The sequence below is a fragment of the Pseudomonas sp. AM8 genome, assembly GCF_036346475.1.
Lineage (GTDB): Bacteria > Pseudomonadota > Gammaproteobacteria > Pseudomonadales > Pseudomonadaceae > Aquipseudomonas > Aquipseudomonas marginalis.
On record NZ_JAOTNX010000012.1, the window covers coordinates 38,907 to 55,195 of the forward strand.

A 16,289-nucleotide genomic window follows, 5' to 3' on the forward strand; every position below is an offset into this window, starting at 1 on the left:
TGGCAGAATGCGGTGTTTTTTATTGGGGCCGCTGCGCAGCCCAGCGCGGGGCAAGCCCGCTCACCACAACAAGCTCCCTCGCCACAACAAGCATGCTCCCAGGGTTTCAGGTCGCTACTGTTAGAACACCACGCCTTGGCTGCGCAGGTAATCGTCGTAAGTGCCGCTGAAGTCGATCACGCCGTTGGCGCTCAACTCGATGATGCGGGTGGCCAGGGACGATACGAACTCACGGTCGTGGCTGACGAAGATCAGCGTGCCTGGGTAGTTCTCGAGCGCCAGGTTCAGCGCCTCGATGGATTCCATGTCCAAGTGGTTGGTCGGTTCGTCCATGATCAGCACGTTCGGCTTTTGCAGGATCAGCTTGCCGAACAGCATGCGGCCTTGCTCACCACCGGAGATCACCTTGACCGACTTGAGGATCTCGTCGTTGGAGAACAGCATGCGCCCCAGGGTGCCACGGATCACTTGCTCGCCTTGAGTCCACTGGCCCATCCAGTCGAACAGGCTCATGTCGTTTTCGAAGTCGCTGGCGTGGTCCTGGGCGTAGTAGCCCAGTTCTGCGGCGTCGGTCCACTTGATGCTGCCGGCATCCGGGGTCAGTTCGTTGACCAGGGTGCGCAGCAGGGTGGTCTTGCCGATACCGTTCGGGCCGATGATCGCCACGCGCTCGCCGGCTTCAACCTGGAAGCTGAAGTCCTTGAACAGCGGCTTGCCGTCGAAACCTTTGGCCATGCGCTCGACGATGACCGCCTGGCGGTGCAGCTTTTTGGTTTGTTCGAAACGGATGAACGGGCTCACGCGGCTCGAAGGCTTGACCTCGGCCAGCTGGATCTTGTCGATCGCCTTGGCACGGGAGGTCGCCTGCTTGGCTTTCGAGGCGTTGGCCGAGAAGCGGCTGACGAAGGACTGCAGCTCGGAGATCTGCGCTTTCTTCTTGGCGTTGTCCGACAGCAGTTGCTCGCGGGACTGGGTCGCCACGGTCATGTACTCGTCGTAGTTGCCCGGGAACAGGCGCAGCTCGCCGTAGTCCAGGTCAGCCATGTGGGTGCACACGCTGTTCAGGAAGTGACGGTCGTGAGAGATGATGATCATCAGGCTGGAGCGCTGGGTCAGGATGTTTTCCAGCCAGCGGATGGTGTTGATGTCCAAGTGGTTGGTCGGTTCGTCGAGCAGCAGCACTTCCGGGTCCGAGAACAGCGCCTGGGCCAGCAACACACGCAGTTTCCAGCCGGGGGACACTTCGCTCATCGGGCCGAAATGCTGTTCCAGGGGAATACCCAGGCCCAGCAGCAGTTCACCGGCACGGGATTCGGCGGTGTAGCCGTCCATCTCGGCGAATTCGGTTTCCAGCTCGGCCACGGCCATGCCGTCGTCTTCGCTCATTTCCGGCAGCGAGTAGATACGGTCGCGCTCGGCCTTGACCTTCCACAGCTCCTCGTGCCCCATGATCACGGTGTCGAGCACGGTGAATTCTTCGTAGGCGAACTGGTCCTGGCGCAGCTTGCCCAGGCGCACATTCGGCTCCAGCATGACCTGTCCGCCGGACGGATCGAGGTCGCCGCCGAGGATTTTCATGAAGGTCGACTTGCCGCAACCGTTGGCACCGATCAGACCATACCGGTTGCCGGCGCCGAACTTGACCGAGACGTTCTCAAAGAGCGGCTTGGCGCCGAACTGCATGGTGATGTTAGCTGTGGAGATCAATTACTTTACCTATCAATGGGTTGCGAGCGTGGCGGCAGGAGCCTTCAGGCATGCATCAACAGCGACATCAAGGCGCGAAACCCGGTCGCTGAGCAAAAAATGGGGGATGTGTGTTGGAATTTGGCGCGCATTGTCGCATATGTCAGGCGACAGTTGTATGGCGGCCGACGACGGATGTTCAGCGCTTTGAATGTGGCAAGCCATTCTCGACGAAGCCGCGCTCAGTAAGTTGTTGCGATTGCCTGCGCGAGCTGCATGTCGGTCATGGGGCGCGTGTGAGGGGCCGAGCGGTAGTGTAGAGATGCCTGCTCAAACTGAGCGCCGCGAATTTCGCCCTCGGAGCCAATGAATGCAAGGGCATCATCCTTCGCTTTTTTCATTACTGAGGGCGAGTAGACCGTAAATGCCGTGGTCCCGCCGAGGACAATGGTCGGGAACAGGGTGGTGGCGCTCAGCGCTCTCTCGACCGGGTTCTCCACATACCATGCCATAGCGTTGGTGCTGATCGATGCCATGAGGGCGATTGCCAGCGTCTTCCAGGAATTCATTCTTCGATGCTTCCATTGCGGTCGAAGGACGCACGATAACAGAGTCGGCTGAGCGCCAGAAACCCGGCCCGTCAGCAATTAAACACAGGCGCATAACGCTCTTCGCGTTTCTTGAAGTGAATCGGGGCCATAGGGACTTTTTCACCGTTGACGAATATGTCCGGGAAGGTAAGCGTGAAATCATCCATGTCGCCTTGGCCCAACGCTGTCCCTTTGAACCCGCTGTGGAATGTTTTCCTGGGGTCGAAACCGGTTTTGAGTTGTTCAATGGTGACAGGATAGCTTTGCCCATTCGCCAGGGTGACCGTGACAACGGGCGACGCTGCACTGACCCAAAGCGTCGGGTCGGCCTGTTTGACGGCTGCTGTGCTATTGGATGGGTAGAGCCGTCCGAACAGGCGCAGTTCAGCAGCGGTTGAGCGCTGGTTACCCGGCCAGCTGGATGTGCCGGGTGGCGCAACATAGACCAGCACATGAACCCAGTTGAGTTCTTCTGCCAGTGGGGCATAGCTCATCGCCGCTTTCGGGCCGGGGCAGGTGCGCGAAAGCAGGGCGTTGCTGCCCACCGTCGACTCCGGATGCAGATAGGGCCCCGTGCTGCATCCTGCGAGCAGAAGCAGTAGCGGATACAGGAAGTATTTCTTCATAGGGGCAACTCCATTTGCTGTTTGGGTTCGGCGCACAGTGTCGCTTATATCAGGCCGCAGATGCGTGGGGCGCGAAGATGGGTTTGGCCAGCGTCTCTGGCATCGCCAGCCATAACAGCGCCAACGCGACGCCCGCCACCCCGGCCAGGGTGAGGAAGGCCGCATTGTAGCCGGCCTGCTGTACCACAAAACCGGCCAGGCTGCTGCTCAAGGCCGCGCCCAGCCCAAATACGGTGGACAGCGCCCCCAGGCTGACGTTGAAACGCCCGGTGCCCTGGGTCAGGTCCTTGACGATCACCGGGAACAGCGCACCGAAGATCCCCGCGCCGATACCGTCGAGCATCTGCACGGCCACCAGCCAGTAGGGATCGCTGGACAGGGTATAGAGCACGCCACGCAGCGGCAGGATCATGAAGCCGAACAGCAACAGCGGCTTGCGCCCCCACACGTCGGCCTTGCTGCCCACCAGCCAGGCCATCGGCACCATCACCAATTGTGCGGCGACAATACAGGCCGAGGTCAGCGGCGTGGCCATCTGCAGGTTGATCTGCGAGAGCTTCTGGCTGACCAGTGGCAGCATCGCCGCATTGGCCAGGTGGAAGAGGGCGCAGCAGACGGCAAACAGCAATAACGGCCGGTTGGCCAGCAAGACCGCAATGCCGGACGGCTGCTCATGGTCGCTGTGGTGGGCAGGGTCGAAGCCCCGGGCCACCTCATGGTCGATCGCCTTGGCGGAGACGCAACTGACCGCGACGACGCTGGCCACTGCCATAAAGGCCATCAGGTAGAACACCACCACGGGTCCGAACAGGTACGCCAGGCCACCGGCCAACAGCGCCGCCACAGCGTTGCCGGCATGGTTGAAGGTTTCGTTGCGCCCGGTGCGCCGGGTGAACGCACGTGGCCCGGTAATGCCCAGGGAAATCGCGGAGATCGCCGGGGCGAACACCGAGGCGGCGATGGCACTGGCCGCCTGGGTCAAGGCAACCAGGCTGAATGAACTGACGAAGGGCAGCAGCAGGCAACTGCCGGTCACCAGCAGGGCGGCAACGGCAATCACAGCGCGTTTGCTGCGTGTGCGGTCGATCAGGGCACCCGCCGGGCCCTGGGTGATCAGCGCCGCGATACCTGCCAGGGTCATGACTACGCCGATACTGGCCGGATCCCACTTGTGCACCGCCAGCAAGTAGATGGCCAGGTACGGGCCGAGGCCGTCGCGCACATCCGCCAGGAAAAAATTCAGGCTGTCCAGGGACAGGGTATTACGCAGGTCGGCGTGTTTGGCCACGATCAGGACTTCGCAGGGGGCGTTCAAAGGCTGAACACTCATTGCGCTAGTGACCTGCGCGCAGTTCATTTAGTTTCGCCTGCTGCTGGGGTTTTAATCTGCGGGCTTGTGGCTTATTTTCTTTGCCTCGCCGTATGACTTATCTGGAGACGCAATGGACATGCCCTCAGCTCAACAGGCGATTGCCTGCAACAAGGACGCCTGGGATCAATCCGCCGACCTGCATAAAACCACCGAGACCTGGAGCGCCCTGCTTAACGGGGTCCGCGACCCTGGGTTTTCGTGCCTCGACCCCACCCTTACCGGGCTGTTGCAAGACATCGGCGTTGCCGGCAAAGAGGTAGTGCAGGTGTGCTGCAATAACGGTCGCGAAAGCCTGTCGCTGTTTGGCCTGGGCGCGTGCTCGGTGGTCGGTGTGGATCAATCCCGGGCGTTCCTGCAGCAGGCCCGTGAGCTTGCCGACGTTTCGCCCCACAACCCGGAATTCATCGAAAGCGATATCCACCAGTTGCCATCCCGCTTGCACGAGCGCTTCGACATTGCCTTGGTGACCATCGGCGTGCTGGGCTGGATGCCGGATGTGGCGCTGTTCATGCGCCATGTTGCGAGGACCTTGAAACCCGGTGGCACGCTGGTGATGTATGAAACCCACCCGTTTCTGGAAATGTTCGACCCGCGCGCGCCAGACCCACTGTTGCCGGCCAGTTCGTACTTCCAGCGTGAGCCTTTTGTGCTGCAGGAGTCGATTGTCTATGAGGGGCAGGGCGAAGTGGCGGGGCCGACCTCCTATTGGTATGTGCACACCCTGGGGGATGTGGTGAGCGCGGCGATTGCTGCGCAATTGCAGATCGACCATCTGCAGGAATATGCCCACTCCAATCGCGAAGAACTTTACGACCAGTACGAGCACCAGCCTGCCCAGTTGCCCCTGTGCTTCACGCTGGCCGCCACCAAGCGTCCCACCTGAGCCGATTGGCGCCAGGCAAAAAAAGCCCGCGAACGGGCGGGCCAAGGGATTTACTGGAGTAGGTAGGCTTCACCTAGATTCGACAAGCCCGCTCACCACAGAAGCCTAATTGCCATAGATTCCGTATTCACTGGAAGTTGTGTAGATACCCATGCCTATAGGGCTGAAAGTGAAGGCTTTGTGAAAATGCTGTCGCGCGTTCGGATGGCGCACAGCCTCACGCGCGGCGCACGAAAGTGCGCATGGTTTGGCCTGGGCCGGTACTGAACACGATGGGCCTGGGCATACCTTCATCCGCAGCAATGAACACAAATGAATCCCCCTCAAGGCGATAACTGGCGGGCAGGTGCTTACCGGCGTCATCGCCCAGGGCGTCCACCCAGGTAATGCTTTTGGGAACCGTGCTGCTGTCGAGGAAAAACCGGCCCGCCAACAACACCTCGCCACTGACGGTCTTCACTTCGAAGCGGTCGCCGCTGATGGTGGTTAAAGCACCCGGAGCGCTGTGGGCATCGATGGGATTGAGTACGCCACTGTCTTCGAGTGAGGTTTGCTCCCAGGCGCCTTGAAGGGCTTGAACATCTGGGTCTGAAATGGATGACATACAAATTCCTTTTTGTTGAAGGGGTAATTTCCGGTCGTTACGGACGGTGCGGCGTTTTTTATAATCTGATTTGAGAATATATGTAGGAATTGTCCTGTTTTTTAGGGTTTTTTTAATTTTTCCTTTAATAACAGGTGATTAGCGTTACTTTGTCTGCCCGTCGGGCAACGTCTCGTAACAGACCGTCTATGCTCGTGGTGTTTGTCAGAGAAGACACCCGTGTAACTGAAATGAAACCTCTGGCTGCTTAGGTGTGAAGATTCATTCAATTGGGTGGTTGACGTTGCCCCCTGTTTATTCAGTTGTTATTCAGGTCGGTGTTTTTGGGCGCTGGATTTCAATTCATCAGGGTTTACGTAATTTGAACAACATTCCCCAGCTCCACCAACGGTTGACATCGGACGAAATTGATCTCTTTGAACTGTTTCACGCGATATGGAAGCAAAAAAAATGGGTCATCGGTTGTACGATCCTGGCAGGCCTCCTGGGAGTAGGTTACGCGTTTCTTGCTCCCAGGGTTTACCAGGTCAGCAGTGTACTGCGGCCAGCGGCGATCAATGAGCTGGATGCCCTCAACCGTTCAGAAGTCTACAAGTTGCCGCCGGGCGACGCGTTGGCCAAGGTCGGCGCACAGTTGGAGTCCTATCATTCGCGGCTGGGCTTTTTCAGGGCCAACCCCGCGCTGTTCGAAGACCTCAAACGGCCGGGGCAAAGCCTGGAGCAGAGCTTTGAAGCGTTCAACAGCAACGCCATCAACCTGGTGATGCCTGATTCGAAGAAGTCCGACGCAGTCAACAACGCTTACCTTCGCCTGGAAATGCAGTACCCCGAGGGGATCGATGGCGCGGCCATTCTCAACGGATTCGTCGACTACGCCATTGCGCAGGAACGCAACCAGATTGGGGCCGACCTCAAGGTGATCGTCAATAACCGCCTCAACGAACTCAAGGGTAGGATCGACGCTGCGCGTAACAACTATGAGAAGGGCAAAGCGTCGAAGATCGCCAGGTTGCTGGAGGCCGATCAAGTCCAACGCGCGCGCTTGCAGGATGAACTCACGGCTTTGCGCTTGCAGATGAAGATGGAACGCACCAACCGCCTGGCAGAACTGGCCGAGGCGATCTCGATTGCCAGGTCCGTTGGCATCAAGAACCCCACGACCCCCTTATCCATGGGAGGGGATGCGCTGAATGGATCGAACCAGGTGATGCGCACCGTGGTGACTAATCAGAAGGCTCCTTTGTACTTCATGGGTACCGAAGTGCTGGAGGCGGAGCGGGCGGCGCTGCAACAGCGCACCAACGATGATTTCACCAACAGCAGGGTGGCCGAGATCGCCAAGGAACTGCGCATGCTCGACACTAACCGTGAAGTCGAGGTTCTCAACAGCCGTAAAAATGAAGATATGTTCCTGCCGGACGTTGAACCGCTGTGGGCGGAAGAGGTGCGGTTGCGCAGCCTGAATATCGACATGAGCGCGCTGAAACTGGTCACTGTGGATCGTCAGGCACAGGCGTCGCCGAACCCGATAAAGCCAAGGGTGGGCATTATCATCGCGCTGAGCGTAGTGGCTGGCCTGATGCTGGGGATGCTCGTGGTCCTGATACGGCATTTCGTGCAGGTACGGCGTGCAATCGGGCCGTTTTCGGTATTCGAGGATCGCCAGTTGCCTCGTCAATAGGTCGGGTCGAACGCCTCTCGGGCCGTTGCGCGGCCTGCCCGTCAAGGCGTCTGCCTGGCACATTCACTAGACAGGTTTTCACAATTCTTAATTAACTTTTGGTTACAAACTGTGGCTAAATAACTGCCACGGACCACGTATCGGGTCATTACTCAGCCGGTCGTGCCAATTGTGTGAATTGTGATTTCAGACGCTGCTATCCATCCTCAGCCGTTGTGGGCGCGCAGGAGCAGCCTGTTTTCTTCTGACATGTGAACGAAATTCCTTGAAACTCATCATTGTTGTTCTCTACGTTGCCTCCATTGCGTATGTACACCTGCGTGGTCGGGTGCGGCATAAGCTGGGCCGCCAACTCAGTGATCATTCGACCTTCCTGGCCCCGATCAACTGCTTGCTGTACCTGTGCTCCAGGCTACCCGGCCGACCCTACCTGTCACCCAGTGACTTTCCTGACTTGAGCCCCCTTGAGGCGCATTGGAAGGAGATTCGCGAGGAGGGCCTGAACCTCATGCACATGGGTGAAATCAAGCGCTCGGACCAGTACAACGATGTAGGTTTCAACTCGTTCTTCAAGTCTGGCTGGAAGCGCTTTTACCTGAAATGGTACGGCGAAAGCCATCCTTCGGCGGTGAAACTATGCCCGCGTACCACCGAGCTGTTGCAGGGCATCGGCTCGATCAAGGCGGCAATGTTCGCCGAGTTGCCACCGGGCTCCAAGCTGGTGCGCCACCGTGACCCCTACGCCGGTTCGTACCGTTATCACTTGGGCTTGGTGACCCCGAATGATCCGGGCTGCTATATCAATGTGGACGGCGAGAACTATTACTGGCGTGACGGTGAGGCAGTGATGTTTGACGAGACTTACATCCACTACGCCGAAAACACCACGCAGCAGAACCGCATCATCCTGTTTTGCGATATCGAGCGGCCGATGAAATATCGCTGGGCTGCCACGTTCAACCGTTGGTTCAGTCGTAACGTCATGGCCGCTGCAGGCTCGCCCAACGATGCAGGCGACAAGACTGGCGGGCTCAATCGCGCGTTTAACCGGCTGTACAAGATTCGCTTGCGTGGTAAAGAGCTGAAAAAACGCAATCGTACACGTTACTACCTGGAAAAATGGGCGATCTTCGCGGCACTGGCACTCATCTTCATACTGATTTGATGTCGACCCGGGCGTTAGTCACTCCGGTGGCTTTGCGCCCAACTTTTCCCACATTTTTTTATTGATCTTCTGCCGATTGGCGTAGCCGGCCCAAGGATCAACCTTCAGCCCGTGCAAGCGTTGGTGCAGGTTGGCCACCGTCCATTGCTGAGCGCCGCGCAATCCCTTCAATTCCTCGCGACTGACCGGCACCGACACCGGCAGCCCAGGGCGTGCGCGCACCGAATAGGCCGCCACGGTGCTCGCGCCTCGTGCATTGCGCAGGTAATCGATAAAGATCTTGCCTACACGGTTTTTCGGCCCGGAGGTGGCGGTGAAGCGCTCGGGCAGTTGCTCGGTCATGAAATGGGCAATGGCCTTGGCAAAGGCCTTTACGCTGTCCCAGCCATCCCGCCGCGCCAACGGTATGACCAGGTGCAAGCCTTTGCCGCCGCTGGTCTTGACGAAGGCTTCCAACCCCAGCTCGTCGAGTACCGACAAGGTGAGCTGAGCGGCTTCCAGCATGGTTTTCCAGGGCAGCGCCGGGTCCGGGTCAAGGTCCAGCACAAACAGGTCCGGGGTTTCGATCTTGTCCGAGGTGGCGCCCCAGGTATGCAGTTCGAGGGTGCCCATTTGCACGGCCCCAATCAGCGCTTTCGTCGTGTCGATCTCCATCAGGCGCGCATGGCCTGGATCCAGTGCCGGGTCCAGTTGCTTGATGTTCGGAATCGCCAGGCGCTCCGCGTGCTTCTGGAAGAACTGCTCGCCCTCGATGCCTTCCGGAGCCCTGAGCAGGGACACGGGGCGATGGCGCAGGAAGGGCAGGATCCATTCGCTGATGCCTTCGTAGAACTGCGCCAATTGCTGTTTTTGTGTGCGGCTTTGCGGGTCGATGACGCGCTCGGGGTGAGTGATGTTCACGCCGCTGCTGGGCTTCTGGCTTTTCAGCGCTTTGAGGGATTTTGCCGTGCGCGGCTGTTCATGGATGATCTGCCCTGCGGGCTTGTCGGTGCGCAACCCCACGAAGACCGCCTGGCGCACCACGCCTTCGCGGGTCCACTCGGCAAATTGCACTTCGCCGACCAGGCGCGGTTCCACCCAGTGCACACCCCGTGCCTGGGCGGCGGTGAGGGGTTTTTCCAGAGGCGATGCCTTGCGCTCCAGAGGGGTGAGTTGGGAGTAGATGTTTTTCAATGAGGCCTGGTCGAACCCGGTGCCCACCCGCCCGGCGTAGACCAGCCCGCCATCGTCATTGACTGCCAGCAGCAGCGCGCCGAAACCACTGCGCGAACCCTGGGGGCGGGTGTAGCCGACAATCACGAACTCCTGGCGCAGGCGGCATTTGAGCTTGATCCAATCGGTATTTCGAGTGGAGACGTAGGGGCTGCCCTTGCGCTTGCCGATCACGCCTTCCAAGGCCAGGTCGCAGGCGCTTTCGAAAATATCCTGCTGGTTGGCGGCAAACGCTTCGGAGAAGCGCAGCAGTTTGCTGCGGCTGCCGGACAAGGCGTCTTTGAGCGCGGCGCGACGCTCCTCCAGCGGCGCCTGGCGCTGATCGCTGCCGTTTAAAAACGGCGCGTCGAACAGGTAGTAGACAATGTCCAGGCTGCGGCCGATATCAAAGGCATTTTGCAGCGCCTGAAAGTCCGGCAGGCCATCACCATTGAGGCTGACCACCTCGCCATCGAGCCAGCTGTCCTTGAGCTTGAGGGCGTGCAAGGCCTTGGCCTGGCGTGGCAGGCGTTCGGTCCAGTCGTGGCCGTTACGCGTGAACAGGCGAACCTCGCCGTCGCGTATGCGGGCGAGCATGCGGTAACCGTCGAACTTGATTTCGTAGTGCCAATCGCCCTCGGGCGCGCGGTCAACCAGGGTTGCCAATTGCGGCGCGAATTGATCGGGTAAGGCGGCTGTGGCTTTCTGTGTTTTTGCGCGTGGTTTGGGCTTGGTTTTGCCCACGGATGCGCCGCTGAGCACGCTTTTGGGTTGGGCCTGGACAATGTCGTAGTCGGCGGCGGGGCGTGCCTGTTGGTCTTTTTCCTTGATCAGCAGCCACTGTTCCTTGTCGCCGCTGCCCTTGAGGCGCGTACGCACCAGCGCCCAGTCACCCGAGAGCTTCTCACCGACCAGGGTGAATTTGAGTTTGCCGGCGGCATAGGCCTTGTGCGGGTCGTCGTGGGGCTTCCACACACCGCGGTCCCACACGATCACGTCGCCGGCGCCGTATTGGCCGGCCGGGATACTGCCCTCGAATCCGCCATAGCTGATGGGATGATCTTCAACATGGACAGCCAAGCGTTTCTGGCTCGGGTCCAGACTCGGGCCTTTGGGCACCGCCCAACTAAGCAGCACGCCGTCCAGTTCCAGGCGGAAGTCATAATGCAGGTTGCGCGCATCGTGCTTCTGGATCACGAAGCTCAGTGCCGATGCCTTGCGTTTACGGCCCGGTGAGCTGCCTGATGGCTCGGCGGTGACCTCGAAATCGCGTTTACGGTTGTATTCGCTCAGGGGCTTTGCCATGGGGTTCTCCTGTAGATGGCAGGCTCAAGAGGCCTTTTTGCCGGCTTTTTTTGCCGCCGGTTTTTTCGTCGTCGGTTTGCCGGCCAGGCTGCGTTTGAGCAGCTCGGTCAAATCGATCACATCGGCGGACTTGCGCTCGTCGCTGCCTTCCTGGGATTCGACGTCTTCGATCTTGCCGGCCTTGGCCTTCTTCGCCACCAGCGCCATGATTTTTTCCTGAAAACTGTCGCGATAGTCCTCGGGCTGCCAGTCTGCACTCATGTCTTGCACCAGACGCTTGGCCATGTCCAGCTCGCCCTTGGCCAGGCTCGGTTTGGTCACGTCGCTGGGGAGTTCCAGTTCATCCAGGCCGCGCACCTCGGCGGGCCAGCGCAGCATCACCAGCACCAGCGCCGACTCCAGGGGCATCACTGCCGCCAGGTGCTGCTTGGTATGCAGCACCACGTTGGCCAGGGCGACCTTGCGGGTTTTGTTCAGGGTTTCGCGCAGCAGCGCGTAGACCTTGCCACCGCGTTTGTCCGGGGCCAGGAAGTAGGGGGTGTCGATGTTCGGCAGCGGGATCTGGTCACTGTCGACGAAGGCGATGATCTCGATGGTCTGGGTCGATTTAGGGTGGGCCGAGCGAATTTCCTCTTCACTGAGCACCACATAGCGACCCTTCTCAAACGCCACGCCCTTGACGATATTCTCCTTGGAGACCTCCTTGCCCGTGGCCTTGTTGATGCGTTTGTAGCCCACCGGGTCCATGCTGCGCTTGTCCAGCCAGTCGAAATCCACGCCCTGGGCGGACGTGGCCGAGACCAGCGATACCGGAATATGAACCAGGCCGAAACTGATGGCGCCTTTCCAGATTGCCCGTGGCATACGTGCGATTCCTTAACAAGAAGCTGTGTTCTGGTGACTCGAAGGCTGCGTGAAAAGTTTCGCCGGGCAGATGCGCGGACAGATCTCGTTACACCTGATCAGAAACTATTTAGTTACGAAAGCCGAACCCAGGGCGTAGCGTGGTATCGAAAGCACGTACTCCTCGCCCCAGAGAGGCTTTGTCATGAACAGTTGTGTGCGTCATCTCGCGGTGCTGGTGTTGGGCCTGGCACTTGGGCCAGTTGCCCTCGCGCAAAACCTGCCCGGCAGAAGCGATTCCAATACCGGCCCGATCCACCGGGCCAATCCCAACAGCATGCAGGGCACCCAGCCCAATACGCCGGCGGTGCGTGGTATTCAGACCGTGCCGACGCCGCGCGCACCGACCCTGGAAAACGGTGGTATCGGCAATCGCTACCCGCAACGCGATGCGGCCCCCAGCCGCCCAGCCACCGACTCCAAAGCCCCCACCTATGATGCCAACGGCAATCGCCGGTAAGGACGCTGTCTTATGTTTATACGCAAAACCCTGCTCGCCACCCTGTGCGCCACCACCCTGCTTGCGCAGACGGCCGTTTATGCCGCCGATGGGCAGCAGTTCCCCAGTGAACAAGGCAGCATCACCGCGACCCCGATCGCCAAAGGCCTCGATCACCCGTGGGCCGTGGCGTTTCTACCCGACCAGCAAGGGTTCCTGGTGACCGAGCGTCCGGGGCGCCTGCGCCTTGTCAGTCCGGACGGCAAGCTGTCTGCGCCGTTGACCGGCGTGCCTGAGGTGTGGGCCAAGGGGCAGGGCGGTTTGCTCGATGTGGTGCTGTCGCCGGACTTCAAGCAGGACCGCATGGTCTACCTGACGTACGCCGAAGGCGGTGGCAAGGGCGGTACGGCCGGCACCGCAGTGGGGCGCGGGCGCCTGGCTAAGGACATGAGTGGCTTGACCGATTTCAACGTGATCCTGCGCCAGGAGCCGAAACTCTCCACCGGCAACCACTTCGGTTCGCGCCTGGCCTTCGACCGCGATGGCTACCTGTTCGTGACCCTGGGGGAAAACAACGACCGCCCGACCGCCCAGGACCTGGACAAGCTGCAGGGCAAAGTCGTACGGATCTACCCGGATGGCCGCGTGCCCGATGACAACCCGTTTGTCGGTCAAGCCGGGGTACGTTCCGAGATCTGGTCCTACGGCCAGCGCAATCCGCAAGGGCTGGCGCTGAACCCATGGAGTGGCACGCTCTGGGAAAACGAACACGGGCCGCGCGGCGGTGATGAAATCAACATTATCGAGCGCGGCAAGAACTACGGCTGGCCGCTGGCGACTCACGGCATCAACTATTCGCTGACACCGATTCCCGAGGCCAAGGGCAAGACCGCAGAAGGCACCGTAGCGCCCCACCATGTGTGGGAGAAATCACCGGCCATCAGTGGCATGGCCTTCTACGACGCCGACCGGTTCAAGGCGTGGCAGCACAACGTGTTCATCGGTGCGCTGGCCAGCCAGGAACTGATTCGTCTGCAGTTCGATGGCGACAAGGTTATCCATGAGGAGCGCTTGCTGGGCGGCTTGAAGGCACGCATTCGCGATGTGCGGCAGGGGCCGGATGGCTTTCTGTATGTGCTGACGGATGAGGACGATGGCGTGCTGTATCGGGTGGGCCTCAATCAGGATTGAGCAATGAGCCGCAAGCTTGAAGTTTCAAGCTTGCGGCTTCAGTCAAAGCCCGAGTTCGGACAACCCCGGATGATCATCCGGGCGCCGTCCCAGCGGCCAGTGGAACTTGCGTTCGCTCTCCTTGATCGGCAGGTCGTTGATGCACGCGAAACGATTGGCCATCAGGCCGTTCTCGTCGAATTCCCAGTTCTCATTGCCATAGGAGCGGAACCAGTTACCCGAGTCGTCGTGCCATTCGTAGGCATAGCGCACGGCGATGCGGTTGTCGGTAAAGGCCCATAGCTCCTTGATCAGCCGATAATCCAGCTCCCTGGCCCATTTGCGCGTGAGAAAACCCTTGGCCTCTTCGCGGTCATGGGCGAATTCGGCACGGTTACGCCATTGCGTGTCCAGGGTGTAAGCCAGCGACACCCGGTGCGGGTCGCGGGAATTCCAGCCGTCTTCGGCCAGGCGCACTTTTTCAATCGCCGATTCACGGGTAAACGGCGGCAAGGGCGGACGTGTTTCTGCGGTAGATGACATCAGGCGGCTCCTTAAAACCATACAGCGTTATCGAAAGTTGCCAGGCGGGTGCGTTCACAGTCCCAATAACGTTCGCGCCATGCATTGCGCATTATCGGCAGCTGTTGAATCACCCATGACCAGGGCAACGGTAATGGCGCCATCGATCAGGATCAGCAGTTGCGCGGCCTGCCGTTCGGGGTCGGGGGTACCATGTGCTTGGCACAGTTCGAATGCGTACTCGAACAGTTTCTGTTTATGGGCCTTGGCCAGCAGGCGGACCGGGTCGTGCGGGTCGCCGGTTTCACCACTGGTGTTGATAAAGGCGCAGCCGCGAAAATCCGCCGAGCCGAACCAGGCCTTGAGCGCGTCGAACAGCGCCAGCAAGCGTGCGCCGCTGCCATCGACGCGCTCCACTTCGCCGCGCAGCCAGTGCATCCAGCGCTCGTCACGGCGCTGCAGGGCCGCGATCACCAGCTCATCTTTATTGGCGAAGTAACGGTAAATGCTTTTTCTCGAGACGCCGGCGGTTTTCACCAGGAAGTCCATGCCGGTGGCGGCGATGCCGTGGCGATAGATCAACTTCTCGGTGACGTCGAGGATAATGTCGCGTGTTTCGTTATGAGTCATATCGTTCATGGCTTGAAAAGTAGAACGATCGTTCTTCTTGGTCAACAAGAATTTTACTCTCTGCCACTGCGAGACCTGAGCACCCCCATGGTGTAAGCTCGGGGCCTCTTCGGATTCGACCCATTGCGAGCCTTATGCCGTCGTTCTTCAAACGCTCCCTGTTGCCCAAACTGCGCGGTTTTCCCCTGACTCCCGACGCCATTGACGTGCTGTCCGGCGCTGACGCTTTCCGTCGCTGCCTGCTGGAGAACATCGCCACGGCCACCCGCCGCATCTACATCGTCGCGTTGTACCTGCAGCAGGACGAGGCAGGGCAGGAGATCTACGACGCCCTGCACGCCGCCAAGGCCGCACGGCCGGAACTGGACATCGTGGTGGTAGTCGACTGGCTGCGCGCCCAGCGCGGGCTGATCGGCGCCGGCAAGCAACCGGGCAACAGCGCCTGGTACCAGGCCATGACGCAGCGCCATGCCAGTGAAGTGCCGGTGTACGGCGTACCGGTGCAAACCCGCGAGCTGTTCGGTGTGCTGCACCTCAAGGGCTTTGTGATCGATGACAGCGTGTTGTACAGCGGTGCCAGCCTGAACAACGTGTACCTGCACAAGTTCGATAAATACCGCTTCGACCGTTACCACCTGATCCACAGCCAGCCCCTGGCGGATTCCATGCAGCACTTGGTGGAACACGGCCTGGTGACCTCCAAGGCCGTGCACCGCCTCGACCTGCCCAACCCGCCGACCACCCGCAGCCTGCGCAACGACATCGGCGACCTGCGCAGCCGTCTCAAGCACGCGGCCTACGACACCACGGCAGGGCAGTTGCCCAACGGCCACCTGTCTGTCAGCCCGTTGCTCGGCGTGGGCAAGAACAACCCGTTGAACCGCGTGATCCTCGAGCTGATCGCCAGCGCCCAGCACCAACTGACCATCTGTACGCCGTACTTCAACCTGCCGCTGCCGGTGACCCGGGAGATCAACCGCGCCCTGGCGCGTGGGGTGAAGGTCGACATCATCGTCGGCGACAAGACCGCCAACGATTTCTACATCCCGCCCAGCGAACCCTTCAAGGTGATCTCGGCACTGCCGTACCTGTATGAAATCAGCCTGCGCCGCTTTGCCAAGCGTCATCAACCGGTGATCGACAGCGGCCAGTTGAACCTGCACCTATGGCGCGACGGCGACAACACCTACCACCTCAAGGGCATGTGGGTCGATCAGCGCTACACCTTGCTCACCGGCAACAACCTCAACCCACGGGCGTTTCGTCTCGACCTGGAAAACGCCTTGCTCGTCGATGACCCCCAAGGCCAGTGGCTGGAGCCGCGACGCACGGAACTGGCGCAGATCTTCCAGCACACCACGCGGATCGAGCGTTACCAGGACTTGCAAACCCTGGTGGATTATCCGCAGGCGGTGGGCAAGTTCCTGCGTCGCGTCAGCCGGGTGAGGATTGAGCGATTGCTGTACCGAATCCTTTAAGTCGCCTTGTGAAATCATCAGCAATGCAATCGTAGAGGGTATCG

15 protein-coding genes are annotated in these 16,289 nt (G+C 59.9%); 6 read left to right on the plus strand and 9 right to left on the minus strand.

Annotated features, from left to right (window positions below; translation table 11 throughout):
• Positions 1-120 precede the first annotated feature (120 nt).
• The 4 genes from V3W40_RS25385 to V3W40_RS25400 all read right to left on the minus strand — a co-directional run bounded on the left by V3W40_RS25385 (position 121) and on the right by V3W40_RS25400 (position 4,190).
• On the minus strand, positions 121-1,707 hold the full coding sequence (locus tag V3W40_RS25385) for an ABC-F family ATPase (protein WP_074846575.1): 1,587 nt from the start codon (positions 1,705-1,707) through the stop codon (positions 121-123).
• 221 nt (positions 1,708-1,928) lie between these two features.
• Positions 1,929-2,255, minus strand: a complete 327-nt coding sequence (locus tag V3W40_RS25390) for a DUF2388 domain-containing protein (RefSeq protein ID WP_027607902.1) — start codon at positions 2,253-2,255, stop codon at positions 1,929-1,931.
• A 71-nt stretch (positions 2,256-2,326) separates the two neighbouring features.
• On the minus strand, positions 2,327-2,902 hold the full coding sequence (locus V3W40_RS25395; RefSeq protein ID WP_065948678.1) for a hypothetical protein: 576 nt from the start codon (positions 2,900-2,902) through the stop codon (positions 2,327-2,329).
• A gap of 49 nt (positions 2,903-2,951) precedes the next feature.
• Positions 2,952-4,190, minus strand: a complete 1,239-nt coding sequence (locus V3W40_RS25400; RefSeq protein WP_330215945.1) for an MFS transporter — start codon at positions 4,188-4,190, stop codon at positions 2,952-2,954.
• A 154-nt stretch (positions 4,191-4,344) separates the two neighbouring features.
• Here V3W40_RS25400 and V3W40_RS25405 point away from each other — a divergent pair, with 154 nt between their 5' ends.
• Entirely contained in the window at positions 4,345-5,157 is an 813-nt protein-coding gene (locus V3W40_RS25405) for a class I SAM-dependent methyltransferase (protein ID WP_330215831.1), read from the plus strand.
• Between the two features lie 217 nt (positions 5,158-5,374).
• On the opposite strand, the gene V3W40_RS25410 is transcribed toward V3W40_RS25405, so the two are convergent.
• Positions 5,375-5,761, minus strand: coding sequence for a TIGR03067 domain-containing protein (locus tag V3W40_RS25410; RefSeq protein WP_323147196.1), 387 nt, complete (start codon positions 5,759-5,761; stop codon positions 5,375-5,377).
• A 361-nt stretch (positions 5,762-6,122) separates the two neighbouring features.
• Here V3W40_RS25410 and V3W40_RS25415 point away from each other — a divergent pair, with 361 nt between their 5' ends.
• Complete coding sequence (locus V3W40_RS25415) at positions 6,123-7,442, plus strand: Wzz/FepE/Etk N-terminal domain-containing protein (RefSeq protein ID WP_330215946.1); 1,320 nt, start codon at positions 6,123-6,125, stop codon at positions 7,440-7,442.
• 265 nt (positions 7,443-7,707) lie between these two features.
• Positions 7,708-8,607, plus strand: a complete 900-nt coding sequence (lpxO, locus tag V3W40_RS25420) for a lipid A hydroxylase LpxO (RefSeq protein WP_137213054.1) — start codon at positions 7,708-7,710, stop codon at positions 8,605-8,607.
• Between the two features lie 18 nt (positions 8,608-8,625).
• Here lpxO and ligD read toward each other — a convergent pair whose 3' ends face one another.
• Together ligD and ku are read right to left on the minus strand one after the other, a co-directional pair.
• Positions 8,626-11,103 carry a DNA ligase D gene (gene ligD, locus V3W40_RS25425; RefSeq protein WP_330215832.1) on the minus strand — a complete coding sequence of 826 codons (2,478 nt, stop codon included), beginning with the start codon at positions 11,101-11,103 and terminating at the stop codon, positions 8,626-8,628.
• 24 nt (positions 11,104-11,127) lie between these two features.
• Entirely contained in the window at positions 11,128-11,967 is an 840-nt protein-coding gene (gene ku, locus V3W40_RS25430; protein WP_330215833.1) for a non-homologous end joining protein Ku, read from the minus strand.
• A 184-nt stretch (positions 11,968-12,151) separates the two neighbouring features.
• On the opposite strand from ku, the gene V3W40_RS25435 reads away from it, so the two are divergent.
• Entirely contained in the window at positions 12,152-12,466 is a 315-nt protein-coding gene (locus V3W40_RS25435; protein ID WP_065927747.1) for a hypothetical protein, read from the plus strand.
• 12 nt (positions 12,467-12,478) lie between these two features.
• On the plus strand, positions 12,479-13,636 hold the full coding sequence (locus V3W40_RS25440) for a PQQ-dependent sugar dehydrogenase (RefSeq protein ID WP_065927746.1): 1,158 nt from the start codon (positions 12,479-12,481) through the stop codon (positions 13,634-13,636).
• Positions 13,637-13,678: 42 nt separating this feature from the next.
• Here V3W40_RS25440 and V3W40_RS25445 read toward each other — a convergent pair whose 3' ends face one another.
• Together V3W40_RS25445 and V3W40_RS25450 are read right to left on the minus strand one after the other, a co-directional pair.
• Positions 13,679-14,158 (minus strand): nuclear transport factor 2 family protein, encoded by a 480-nt coding sequence (locus tag V3W40_RS25445; protein WP_065948682.1) that lies wholly within the window; start codon positions 14,156-14,158, stop codon positions 13,679-13,681.
• A gap of 54 nt (positions 14,159-14,212) precedes the next feature.
• Positions 14,213-14,776 carry a TetR/AcrR family transcriptional regulator gene (locus tag V3W40_RS25450; RefSeq protein WP_065927744.1) on the minus strand — a complete coding sequence of 188 codons (564 nt, stop codon included), beginning with the start codon at positions 14,774-14,776 and terminating at the stop codon, positions 14,213-14,215.
• 125 nt (positions 14,777-14,901) lie between these two features.
• Here V3W40_RS25450 and pssA point away from each other — a divergent pair, with 125 nt between their 5' ends.
• A complete protein-coding gene (gene pssA, locus V3W40_RS25455) occupies positions 14,902-16,245 on the plus strand; it encodes a CDP-diacylglycerol--serine O-phosphatidyltransferase (protein ID WP_074846587.1) in 1,344 nt (447 codons plus the stop codon).
• Positions 16,246-16,289 lie beyond the last annotated feature (44 nt).